The sequence below is a fragment of the Acinetobacter soli genome (genome assembly GCF_018139125.1).
GTDB lineage: Bacteria > Pseudomonadota > Gammaproteobacteria > Pseudomonadales > Moraxellaceae > Acinetobacter > Acinetobacter soli.
In genome coordinates this window covers 2035991-2048826 of sequence record NZ_CP073241.1, presented here as the reverse complement: position 1 = coordinate 2048826, position 12836 = coordinate 2035991, and the positions used below count along the sequence as shown (strand labels likewise).

The 12836-nt window shown below is 44.3% G+C and carries 9 protein-coding genes; 6 read left to right on the top strand and 3 right to left on the bottom strand.

The features are described from left to right. Positions 1–17 precede the first annotated feature (17 nt). Positions 18–1223, bottom strand: coding sequence for an acetate/propionate family kinase (locus KCV09_RS09445; RefSeq protein WP_004932868.1), 1206 nt, complete (start codon positions 1221–1223; stop codon positions 18–20). Positions 1224–2587: 1364 nt separating this feature from the next. Between KCV09_RS09445 and edd the strand changes: the two genes are divergently transcribed. The 5 genes from edd to KCV09_RS09420 all read left to right on the top strand — a co-directional run bounded on the left by edd (position 2588) and on the right by KCV09_RS09420 (position 8921). After that, the gene (edd, locus tag KCV09_RS09440) at positions 2588–4435 is read left to right on the top strand and encodes a phosphogluconate dehydratase (RefSeq protein ID WP_212515079.1); all 1848 of its coding nucleotides are present in this window, start codon (positions 2588–2590) and stop codon (positions 4433–4435) included. A gap of 32 nt (positions 4436–4467) precedes the next feature. Beyond that, on the top strand, positions 4468–5097 hold the full coding sequence (gene eda / locus KCV09_RS09435) for a bifunctional 4-hydroxy-2-oxoglutarate aldolase/2-dehydro-3-deoxy-phosphogluconate aldolase (protein WP_004943699.1): 630 nt from the start codon (positions 4468–4470) through the stop codon (positions 5095–5097). Between the two features lie 163 nt (positions 5098–5260). Then, complete coding sequence (locus KCV09_RS09430; RefSeq protein WP_004932875.1) at positions 5261–6619, top strand: GntT/GntP/DsdX family permease; 1359 nt, start codon at positions 5261–5263, stop codon at positions 6617–6619. 16 nt (positions 6620–6635) lie between these two features. Continuing rightward, positions 6636–7148 (top strand): gluconokinase, encoded by a 513-nt coding sequence (locus KCV09_RS09425; protein WP_004932877.1) that lies wholly within the window; start codon positions 6636–6638, stop codon positions 7146–7148. A gap of 147 nt (positions 7149–7295) precedes the next feature. Next, entirely contained in the window at positions 7296–8921 is a 1626-nt protein-coding gene (locus KCV09_RS09420; protein ID WP_212515078.1) for an NADP-dependent glyceraldehyde-3-phosphate dehydrogenase, read from the top strand. A gap of 114 nt (positions 8922–9035) precedes the next feature. On the opposite strand, the gene KCV09_RS09415 is transcribed toward KCV09_RS09420, so the two are convergent. Next, positions 9036–10301: a glutamate-5-semialdehyde dehydrogenase gene (locus KCV09_RS09415; RefSeq protein ID WP_004932889.1), complete on the bottom strand. Its 1266-nt coding sequence runs from the start codon at positions 10299–10301 to the stop codon at positions 9036–9038. Between the two features lie 306 nt (positions 10302–10607). On the opposite strand from KCV09_RS09415, the gene KCV09_RS09410 reads away from it, so the two are divergent. Next, positions 10608–11942, top strand: a complete 1335-nt coding sequence (locus tag KCV09_RS09410; protein ID WP_151815166.1) for an alpha/beta fold hydrolase — start codon at positions 10608–10610, stop codon at positions 11940–11942. Here the strand turns inward: KCV09_RS09410 and KCV09_RS09405 are convergent. Beyond that, complete coding sequence (locus KCV09_RS09405; protein WP_151815167.1) at positions 11939–12796, bottom strand: class I SAM-dependent methyltransferase; 858 nt, start codon at positions 12794–12796, stop codon at positions 11939–11941. The genes KCV09_RS09410 and KCV09_RS09405 overlap by 4 nt on opposite strands. Positions 12797–12836: the final 40 nt, after the last annotated feature.

The window sequence follows — 12836 nt, the reverse complement described above, 5'->3', positions numbered from 1 at the left end:
TAGAAATCATTGAATGCTTACGCCATTTGCACATGCACATCAGCAGTTTTAGCCTGTTCGACGACCTGTTCGGTTTCTTTGGCAATCCGGCCTTCTTCATCGGTTGGAATAACCCAGATTTGAGGTCCAGTGCCATTGTCGATTCGACCTTCCGTACCACGTTTTAAGCCGTTATTGCGTGTTTTGTCGAGCGCAAAACCAAAGTGTGGCAAATATGCCATGGTTTTTTCACGAATATATGCTGAGTTTTCCCCAATTCCACCTGTGAAGAATAAACCGTCAAGGCGTGGAAGTGCGCAGCTTAATGCAGCCAGCGATTTGGCTAAACGATAGCAGAACACTTCAATTGCAAGTTGGGCATCTTCATGCCCTGTATCTGCGGCCTCAATCAGCGTGCGCATATCATTGGAGAGTTGATCTGAAAGCCCCAGTAAGCCACTTTCTTTGTTGAGCATGGTGTCGATCTTGGCAATATCCCAACCTAGATTGCTGGCTAAAAAGCTATGAAGACTAGGGTCAATATCACCACTACGTGTGCCCATAACAACACCTTCAAGTGGGGTCATGCCCATCGACGTATCTTGGCTTTCGCCGTTCCAAATGGCGCAGGTCGAGCTCCCATTACCTAAATGAGCAGTTAACCAACCCCCTTGTTTAACTTGCCCTGCCAACTGACTTCCACGCTCTGATACATAAGCGTGACTGGTGCCGTGGAAACCATAGCGGCGAACATTGTGTTCGGTAAACAAAAATTTAGGTACAGCATAGCGGTATGCATGTGCCGGCATGGTTTGATGAAACGCCGTGTCGAATACAGCCACTTGTGGCAATTCTGGGAACAAACGCATGGTGGCGTCAATACCAATTAAATGTGCTGGATTGTGTAGCGGAGCCAGCGGTGTGGCAGCGCGGATTCGATCAATAATTTCTGGCGTGAGGAGTTCGGCTTTGGTTAAGCTGCCGCCATGAACGACGCGATGCCCGATGGCTTGCGGTTTGTAATTGGCGAGTCGAGCCAATAAGGTTTCTAGTGCTTTTTCGTGATCTGCATATGGAATAGAGAGTTCAAGCGGCTCGCCTCCAACGGTAATACCTTTGATACGCGCATCTGCACCACCCAAATTCTCTGCCAGCCCATAGATCCGATCTTCACGTCGTTCAGAAACCAACGCATATTTGATAGAGGAAGAACCGCAGTTAATAACTAATACTGATGTAGACACGATAGGTTACCCGATTGCTGTTGTAAATTATTTGTTCACTTGAAATTCAAATTCATGAACGATTCGAAGGTTAGCGCATACTTAATGTTTTAACATGTGTCGTTTTTATGTCCAAGATAGACTTTAGCAGATTAGACTTAAGCACTATCGACGATTAAACAATTTATAGCCTACTGCCAAGCACCAATCACACTGGCATTGAAAAAAGAGCACGATATTGGTTGTAAGGAATTGCACCACGCACAAGATCCATGCCGAGCTTTGATCATAGCGAATTAGACTATCTGTCAGGTAAATGATTGATGAAAATCGCGTGATCTGGAACTCTATAGGGGCGAACCTCCTGTATAAAAATTTGGCTTTTGGTAAGATAATTTCATTTAAAAATGGTTTTAATTTTAAATAAATGAATATAAATCAATTCCTTAAGTTGTTTTTGTTTTTCGGATATTTGATTAGTGTGAATCTAAACAGCGCGATGCAAACTATCAGCCAGCATCAATAGGGATAGATAAAGCGAAAAGAATATTCGCTGATAAAAATGAAGCATGACTAAGAAGCCATTACGAACAGAAAGGCAGTTTGGTTTTTTTTATAAAAATTGAAATAATTAAGTTTGGTGCCTAATTAATACACTTTAAGATTTATATATATTAAGTATTAATCACTCAGAATAATCTTCTTCAAACCATTTCTCACTAATCTTAATTTCGTCCATATTTTAATCGATGTGTTTATTTTCACAGCAGTGAATAGTTCGGTTTTTTGTACATAAATAATTTATGGCTCATACAATTAATTTTTTAAATACCTTTAGATTTATTTGAATAAATTCTTTCCATTCAGAATATAAATAAGCTGTATTAACTTAACAAGGTATACAGATAAGTATATGTACTATTAAAATTGGTAATCATGAATTGATATAAAAAATAGAAATACTACTATTAATTTTGAAAATATAATGAAATTTTTCTATTAAATTTCTTATATAATTAAAAGAAATAATCAAAATAAAAACATAAAAATCAAATATTTAATTTGTAATATGATTTTATTTTATACAGTCATTGGATGGTGTGTATTTAAATGTATTTCTTGGTATTGATATTGAGATAATCTTGCTGTAGTTTTAAAAACCGGTTTTGAGTGTAATGATATATAGGCTTTTTTAAGAGCTTCTGATTTTAAAAATCTAATTTCTCTATACCATTTAAAGTATGTATACGGACTGTCGAATTAGTATTCACTGAGATAGCACGTGGCTTTTTACCCCAATACTATTATTTATTTTTTCAAATGATCTTAGAATCATTTGGTTTATTTTTTTGCCAGCTTATCCGGTTGTAAAAGGAGCGCCCAGCATGGACTTGCCGAATCCGATATTAGTAAAAGTGACCGAGCGTGTGATTGCACGTAGCCAAAAAACCCGTGCTGCATACTTACAGCGTATTGAAGATGCGCAAGGCAAATTTCCTGCTCGTGGTGCGCTTTCATGTGCCAATCTGGCACATGGTTTTGCCAGCATGGACGATTCAGAAAAACTCATTATTAAAGTCGGACGCGAACCCAATATCGGCATTGTATCTTCTTATAATGAAATGCTCTCGGCGCATGCACCCTATAAATCATTTCCAGATTTAATTAAAACAGCAGCGCGAGAAAATGGCGGTGTAGCACAATTTGCTGGCGGTGTACCCGCAATGTGTGATGGCATTACGCAAGGTAATGCAGGTATGGAACTGTCGTTATTTTCTCGTGAAACGATTGCGATGAGTACTGCCATTGCGCTGTCTCACAATATGTTTGATGCGGCATTGTGTCTGGGTGTTTGCGACAAGATCGTACCGGGCTTATTGATTGGTGCGTTGCAATTTGGCTATTTACCGACCATTTTTGTGCCTGCTGGCCCAATGACCAGTGGTTTGTCGAATGACGACAAGGCCAAAATCCGCCAACAGTTTGCAACAGGTGAAGTCGGGCGTGACGTGTTGTTAGAGGCTGAGTCTGCTGCTTACCATGGTCAAGGGACCTGTACATTTTACGGTACCGCGAACAGCAACCAAATGCTGATGGAAGTGATGGGCTTGCATTTGCCGAGTGCGGCATTTGTTCATCCTCATACGCCGTTGCGCGATGCGCTGACGGCAGAAGCAGCAATTCGTGTGCTCGATTTAACTGTTGAACGCGGCAACTATACGCCAATTGGCCATGTTGTAGATGAAAAATCAATTATCAATGGCATTGTGGCCTTACTGGCCACAGGTGGATCAACCAACCATACCTTGCATCTGATTGCCATTGCCCGTGCGGCAGGGGTTTTAATTGACTGGGATGACTTCGATGAGTTGTCTGCTGTTGTGCCATTGCTTGCGAAGATCTATCCAAATGGCAAGGCCGATGTCAATCACTTCCAAGCTGCCGGTGGTGTTGCCTTCCTCATTCGTAATTTGCTTGAGGCTGGGTTGTTGCACAACGATGTCAACACGGTAGCTGGTAAAGGTTTGCACCACTATACCAAAGAGCCAAAACTTATAGACGGTAAGCTGACTTGGGTGGATGCAGTCGCGCAAAGTTTAGATGAAAAAGTATTGCGTAGCATTGATGCGCCGTTTCAGCCTGATGGTGGTTTGCGTTTAATGCAGGGCCGCTTAGGTCGGGGTGTGATCAAGATTTCTGCGGTTGCACCGGAGCACCGTAAAGTCAAAGCGCCTGCCATTGTGTTTGATTCACAAGAGGCGGTGCAAGCTGCATTTGATCGTGGTGAGTTGCATCGTGATTTTATCGCAGTGGTTCGCTTTCAAGGTGCACGCGCCAACGGAATGCCGGAACTACATCGTTTAACACCTTTGCTGGGTGTATTACAAGATCAGGGTTTTCATGTTGCTTTGGTCACCGATGGGCGCATGTCGGGTGCATCGGGCAAAGTTCCAGCCGTGATTCATCTGTCTCCAGAAGCCTTACTCAATGGTCCGATTGCCAAGGTACAAACCGGCGATATGCTGATCATCGATGCCGAGGCTGGCGTACTTGATGTGGAGCTTGATGAGGAGGTTTGGCAATCACGTCCTGTTGCACAGCCAGCGCATCAGGCTGAAAACGAAGTTGGTTTTGGTCGTGAGTTATTTGGTGTATTTCGCTCGGCGGCCGCACCTGCCGAGCATGGTGCTTCTGTATTTGGTGCCTTGGTCGGCGAAGACGTTCAAGTTTAACGTTGAAGAATAAAGAATAGGAACAAAAAATCATGATCAAGATGGAAGATGTTGTTCAGTTAGGCCCTGTGATTCCGGTACTGGCATTTGATTCGGCGGAACAAGGTGAGCATGTATCTCGTGCATTGCATGCTGGCGGTGTGAAAGTGCTTGAAATCACCTTGCGCACGGCTGCCGGGTTGGCTGCAATCGAGCGGGCAAGTCAGTTGGCTGATGACATTGTGGTTGGTGTCGGTACCATCACCAAACCGGAACACTGCGCCCAAGCCAAAAAGGCAGGTGCACAATTTGGTGTGTCGCCGGGTTTGACTAAAGACTTGCATCTGGCAGCACAAGACGCCGGTTTGCCGCTATTACCTGGTGTGATGACGCCAAGCGATTTGATTCAGGCGATTGAGCTCGGCTATGACATGGTTAAGTTTTTCCCAGCCCAGCAAGCGGGTGGTGTGGCAATGCTTCAGGCATTTTATGGCCCATTTCCAAATTTACGCTTTTGTCCAACCGGTGGCATCACAGTTGAGACCGCTCCAGATTTCTTAAAGCAACCCAATGTTGTGTGTGTGGGTGGCTCGTGGTTAACACCTAAAAAGGTAGTAGCGGCGCAAGACTGGGCTGAAATTACGCGTTTGGCGCAAGCCGCAAGTCAGTTACGTACTGAATAAGCATCAATTTTAATTAGTTTTTAGATATTGCATGAACGTGATCATCTGATATTGATCATACTTAAAGATAAAAAATAGTGTCTCAGTCGCAGGAAATTAATCGATTGAAGACACTCGTTTGGGTGGTTTGCTCAAATTGAATTAAATCAAGGAGAAGTGTCACATGGAGACCGTACAGGGTGGCATGTTACTTATTTACACCATAGTTGCGATTATTGCCTTAGTGGTCATGATCGCGAAGTTCAGAATTTACCCGTTTCTGGTGCTGATTATTGTTTCACTCGGTTTGGCCTTAGCTGTTGGTATGCCAATGGGTGACATTGTTAAATCATATGAAGCTGGTACTGGTAAAACTTTGGGCCACCTTGCGATCGTGATCGCACTCGGTACCATGCTCGGTAAGATGATGGCCGAGTCGGGCGGTGCAGAACGCATTGCGATTACACTGATTCAATGGTTTGGCGAGAAAAATATCCATTGGGCCATGATGGTGATTGGTCTTGTGGTGGGTTTACCTGTGTTTTTTGAAGTCGGATTTGTACTGCTCATTCCGATTGTTTTTAATATTGCCAAGCGTACGGGTAAGTCGTTACTGATTGTGGGTTTACCTATGCTGGCAGGCTTATCTGTGGTGCATGGCTTGATTCCGCCACATCCAGCAGCACTACTCGCGGTGCAGGCCTACAATGCTGATATTGGCAAAACCATTGCTTATGCACTTTTAGTCGGTGTGCCTACCGCGATTGTTGCGGGGCCTGTGTATGCGCTCTGGATCAACAAATATGTCAAATTGCCTGAACATAACCCTTTGGCTCAGCAGTTTATTGATGCAGACAGCAACAGAACACGCGAATTACCAAGCTTTGGTATCACGATCTTCACCATTATGTTGCCTGTGGCGTTGATGCTGGTAGGTAGCTGGGCGGATCTATTTTTTGCACCTAAAACTTTTGCCAACGATTTGCTGCGTTTTATTGGAACCTCTGATATTGCATTATTAATTGCAGTATTGGTGAGCTTTATTACCTTTGGCACCATGCAAGGTTTCACCCGCGTACAAATTGAAAAATTCTGTGGCGGCTGTTTGGCTTCGATTGCCGGCATTATGTTGATCGTTGGCGCGGGTGGTGGTTTTGGTGGCATTTTGCGTGATAGCGGGATTTCGAATGAAATTGTCTCTACAGCATTAAAAGCAAATTTATCACCATTACTCTTAGGCTGGTTTGTTGCAGCCTTGATTCGTCTGGCAACGGGTTCCGCTACTGTTGCAATGGCGACAGCCTGCGGTATTGTCGCGCCGATTGCGGCCACAGCGGGCGTTGAAGTTAGACCGGAACTGTTGGTTCTTGCTACAGGTTCAGGCTCATTGGTGTTTTCACATGTCAATGATGCAGGCTTTTGGCTGATCAAAGAATATTTCGGTATGACGGTGGGGCAGACACTTAAAACTTGGTCTGTATTGGAAACCATTATTTCGGTGTTGGGTTTGGCTTTTACGCTGTTACTCAGCGTCCTCATATAGTTAAAGGTGAATCGCCATGATTGTGATCGCAATGGGTGTCTGTGGAACAGGTAAGTCGTTAATTGGCAAGTTATTGTCCGAGCGGTTGTCTTGTGATTTTCTTGATGGCGATACGCTGCATTCGGCTGCCAATAAAAGCAAGATGAGCCAGGGGATTCCGCTCACCGATGAAGATCGGTTGCCGTGGTTACACGCCATTCGTCAGGCAATCGAGCAAAAACAGCAGATGGGCCAGACCGCAGTGTTTACTTGTTCTTCGCTCAAACATGCATATCGCGAGATCTTGCGCGCGAATGATCAAGATGTGCGGTTCGTCTATTTAAAAGGTTCGTTCGAGGTTTTGCAAAAGCGACTTGCTGAACGAGCGGATCACTTCTTTGATCCATCGTTGTTACAAACCCAGCTAGATACACTCGAAGAGCCGAGTGTCGGTGAAGCGATTGTTGTGGATATCACGCTTTCACCGAGACAAATTATCGAACAAGTGACCCAAAAATTAGGCATAAGCAACAGTGTCTGTCGCGGGTAGTAGTTTTTAGAAATATGTAATTCTCGAAGGCTTGTGACCTATGGTACAAGCCAAGATCCATACCAGCTGCAATGCTGGTATTTACAGGAGTTAAATCTGACCGTTATTGATCAGGTTTAGACATATAATTAATTGGAGATAACAACAATGGGCTTATCAAATCATTTGCAGCAGAAGTTCCCTACAGTAGACGGCGTTCCTGAAAATATGCGTCTACCTCAGATTCATCAACGTGTTTCACTGGTCGATGGTGAACTCAAGACATGGGCAGGAGCAACCAAGACCACATTGTCTCCGATCTGGACACAGCAGCCAGATGGCAGCCTACAGCAAGTTGAGCTAGGTAGCTATCCGTTAATGGGTGAAAAAGAAAGTGATGAAGCACTAGACGCAGCCGTACGTGCTTACAGCAATGGCCGTGGTGAATGGCCAATGATGAAAGTGGCCGAGCGCATTGTGTGCATGCAAAACTTCATTCAGCGTATGGTGAAACAGCGTGACTTGATTGTGAAGCTGATCATGTGGGAAATTGGCAAAAGCTTGGCAGATTCTGAAAAAGAATTTGATCGTACTGTGACCTATATGCGTCAGACCATTGATGCCTTAAAAGATCTGGACAACGCCAACTCACGTTTTGTGATGGCCGAAGGAACCATCGGGCAGATCCGTCGTACACCATTGGGTGTTGTGTTGTGTATGGGACCATACAACTATCCGCTCAATGAAACCTTTGCAACCCTGATTCCGGCTATGCTGATGGGTAACACCATTGTATTTAAGCCACCTCAATTTGGTACTTTATTGTTCGAACCACTGTTAGAGGCATTTCGTGATTCATTCCCGAAAGGCGTGATCAATACCATCTATGCGCCTGGCTCATTGGTGGTTCCTCATTTGCTGGCATCGGGTAAAATCAATGTGCTGGCTTTGATTGGTTCGAGTAAAGTTGCAGATTACTTGAAAAAACAACATCCAAAATCACATCGTCTACGCTCAATTTTAGGACTAGATGCCAAAAATGCAGCGATTATTTTGCCAGATGCAGATTTAGACCTGACAGTGAAAGAGTGCTTGCTCGGAGCGTTGTCGTTTAATGGTCAGCGTTGTACGGCGCTTAAAATGTTGATGGTACATCGCTCGATTGCCGATGAATTTGCACAGCGTTTAACGGCTGAACTAGGCAAGCTCAAAGTCGGTATGCCATGGGAACCAGGTGTATTTATTACGCCATTACCAGGTATGCATCGCACTACCTATATGACAGAGGTGATCGAAGATGCTGAAGCCAAAGGGGCGAAGGTAATCAATCCAGAGGGCGGCGAGCACTGTAAAACCATGTTCTATCCGGCCGTGGTGTATCCAGTGACAGAAGAGATGCGACTGTATCGTGAAGAGCAATTTGGTCCAGTTGTGCCGATCTGTGTGTATGATGATGTTGAAACAGTACTGGACTATGTCACAACTTCTGATCACGGTCAGCAAGTGAGTATTTTTGGTAGTGATCCTGAGCAAATTGGTCATTTGGTCGATCCATTGGTGCATCAGGTTTGCCGTGTTAATATTAACAGCCAGTGTCAGCGTGGTCCGGATGTATTCCCGTTTGGCGGCCGTAAAGATTCTGCGGAAGGAACCTTGTCTGTGCATGATGCCTTGCGTGCCTTCTCTATCCGCTCAATGATTGCAACCAAACAAACCGATGACAATAAAGGCATGTTGGCTTCTATGGTGTCTGAGCATTACTCGAAGTTTGTAAATACCGACTTTATTTTCTAAACACTAAATATAAAAAAACCAGCCTGAGGGCTGGTTTTTTTATTTAAACATTTAAAGATAAAAATAAAAGCGCCTGAGATTGATCAGACGCTTTGATTGAAAGTTATGAATGGCTTAATGGCGAATTTGACCGTCGCCAAACACAATCCATTTTTGTGAGGTTAATCCTTCCAAACCAACCGGACCGCGTGCGTGAATTTTATCTGTCGAGATGCCAATTTCAGCACCTAAACCATACTCAAATCCATCGGCAAAGCGTGTAGAGGCATTGATCATCACTGAGCTTGAATCGACTTCGGCCAGAAACTTACGGACTTTACTGTAATTTTCGGTCACGATGGCATCGGTATGATGCGAGCCATATTTATTAATGTGTTCAATCGCTTCATCAATATTGGCAACCACTTTAATGGCCAAGATAGGGGCCAAATATTCGGTATACCAGTCTTCTTCAGTCGCTGTTTTTACACCGCTACCGAGGATTTTACGCGTTGCATGACAGCCGCGCAGCTCGACATGTTTTTCTGCATATAATTCGGCAATGCCCGGCAAGAATTCTTCGGCAATTTCCTCATGAACCAGTAAGGTTTCCATGGCATTACATACGCCATAACGATGTGTTTTTGCATTGAGTGCGATGGGTAAGGCTTTATGCAAATCAGCTTCAACATCCACAAACACATGACAATTGCCATCGAGATGCTTGATGACTGGAATACGGGCCTCGTTGGTGATGCGTTCGATCAGGCTTTTTCCACCACGTGGCACAATCACATCTACATATTCAGACATGGTAATGAGCTGACCTACGGCTGCGCGGTCAGTGGTTTCAATCACCTGAATGGCTGCTTCTGGTAGGCCCGCACGTTTGAGACCGTGCTGGATGGCTGCTGCAATGGCTTTATTCGATTCAAAAGCCTCAGAGCCGCCACGCAAAATAATCGCATTACCCGATTTTAGGGCTAGCGCAGCAGCTTCTAGTGTCACGTTAGGACGAGACTCATAAATCATGCCCACTACGCCAAGCGGAACACGCATCTTGCCAATTTGAATACCAGATGGACGATAGGCCAGATCGGTAATTTCGCCAATGGGGTCGACCAATGCGATGACATCGTTTAAGCCTTGCAGCATTCCTTTAAAGCGTGTGGGGGTAAGTTCCAATCGATCCAGTAATGCGCTGTCAAGATGCTGTTCTTGGCCTTTTTTCATATCAATGGCATTGGCCGCAAGAATCTCGTTCTGACGGTCTGCCAAAGCTGTATAAATCGACGACAGTGCATGGTTTTTGACGGACGTAGATGCGCTTGAGAGCAGTCGAGATGCACGACGTGCCTGCTGACCTACTGTCTGCATATAATGTTCAATTGAATCTTGCATACGCTTTCAAAGAATTATTCTTGGACTTTCCATAGTAGCAGGCAATTTACAAACAATGAATGCTTGCAATGCAAAAAGCGTGCATAAATAGCGCGCGATATATTTTGTAATCTATTTAAAAATGAATCTGGATAAGTGGCGGTGAAATGTATTGCTTAAAAATCCTGCATCTGTATAGAATGAAAACACGGTCACTTAACTCTTTTTTTTAGTGAAATAACAGCGTTACCTGTAAAACTCAAATTTTAATGAATGGTTGAACATAGCTTGTAGAAATAAAAATCCAATGCAAGCAGGAGGGAGAACATGAATTCCATTATCCGCATGGATGAGGATGTTCATCGTGAAGGGATGTCATCAGGTTTTTTTGATTTATACCACCGAGATAGCTTTAAACAGCCAGCAAGAGAAACTTGGATCGCAGGCTGGAAAGTCGAATACATGGCGATTGCCACACCAGAAACCGCGCATAAAACGCCGATTTTAATTGTTGGCGGTGCCTTTCAAAACTTTAATTCCTATAAATATTGTGTCGAACAGTTATTCCAGTGCGGCCCTGTGATTTTAATCGATCTGCCATCGATGGGCGCAAATCAGCAAATTACCAACCGTGACAGCGGTGTATCGGCAGCAACCTTGGAGCTGCCTGATCTGGCGCGAATTCTTGTACAGTGGCTTGAGCAGGTTCAACTGAGTAAAATTTCGGTCATGGGAATGTCTTTGGGCTCGGTGATCGCTTCTTGCTTTGCAGACTTACGCCCCGATATGGTCGAGCGCTTGGTGCTGATGGGAGTTATGCAAAAAACGCGAAAAAGCTGGCGCATGATTTTGGAAGAGTCGCTCAAACTCATGCAAGAAGACCGTATGTCTGAATTTGGTCAGGCGGTGATTTTATATTTGGTCAATCATGCCAAGCTAGATCAGACCCGAATGTCACCTACAGCAAAACGTTTGTTTTTTCAGCAAATGTCAGAGTTTAATGCCACTGAACGACTACGCTATCAAATCAACTGTGAGCGTTTGTTACGTCTAACCGATGTGCCCGTACCAACATGCGAAACACTGGTCGCGGCAGGGCAGTTCGATAGTTTTACCTTGCCTTATGAAAATGCCAACTTTGCACTGCAATGTCCGAATATGCAATTTGCGCTTATTGCCAATGCCGATCATGTTCCCCAGCTTCAGCGCCGTAAGGAAACCATGCGTCTGTTTGAGGCATTTTTAAGTGGTCGTTCAATTCATCAGTTAGACGGAATTTTACCGATGACTCGCGATCAGATGCAGATGATGGAGCGTCGCGGTGAAATTCGCATTCAGGTTAATCCGTCTAAAACGAAGCTGACCCATCGATTACACGATCATTCGATTAATGTGCAAATTGTCGATCTGAGTTTTTTTGGGGTATTTTTTCGATTAGAGCAGTTGACGGATTTAAATGCAGTCAATGATGCACCTCGTGATCTGGCACTGCATTTACATGATGACGAAGGAAGCTTCCAGATTGAATGTTTGATCTTTGAAGCTGAAGCCTCTGGAGTTAGAGCGATCTTCAAACATGGCAGCTTCACGCTTGCCGATCGCTTATTGCGTTATGTCGAGCGTCAAAAGCAACGTCAGCAGCACTTTGCAGCGGTCGTCTAGGATTGCGCCAAGTGTTGTGCATGGACCATCCAGACCAAATCACCTAAATGTGCCTGTTGTTCTGGATTCACTGAATTAAATGGTTGAGATAATTGTGCAGGTTGAAGAATTTGAACCTGCGCAAATCCGTGCTGATTAAAAAAGCGCTGAATTTCTTGTGGGGTGGTGAAGTGAAAACTGAATGCACTGCGTGACACCCATTTAAGAAGCTTACTGCTATGCCAAATTACAGCAGCCAGTTTGTTTTGTGTAGGCTCGGGATACCAGTCGGTCAAATAATGTAATTGTTTAAATCTTTGACCATGAGTTGAGAGTGCATCTAACAATTCGCCCAGCAGGGCTTTGCTAAAATAATTGATCAATCCTTCACTGATAATCACCAACGGTTTTTTAGGATCGAAAAGTTCAAATACTGTTGCAAAATCAGGTGTAAACAGATCCACCGATAATACATCCGGACTATTTGGGTTGAGCTGTTTAAGGGCGGCCTGTTTGACAGCTGCCATATCTGGTAAATCCAGTTCGCGAAACTCAATATTCGGATATTGCTGCCTAAACCACCAGCCACGCGGTGATAGGCCACAAGCAATTTCAAGTACTTGAAGGTCTGGATATTGTGCAATCAGCGCTTCAAGAGTCTGATCCAGCATTTGATGGCGTTGTTTGAGTGTGCTGCGCATGCTGCCGCCCACAAATTTTTCTGCCCAAGTTTCCAGTGGGTGCGCCAAAGAGACCAGCGATCGACCTTTACGGGTGGCAAACACCTGATGCGAAATACCCATTTTGTACCAAATGTAACCGGTATAATGTGCGGTAAACGAAATATGTCGATGTTTGGAAAGAGATGGCTTCATATCGTCCTGACTCATTTTTATTTTAATCGTTGTGTTTTGC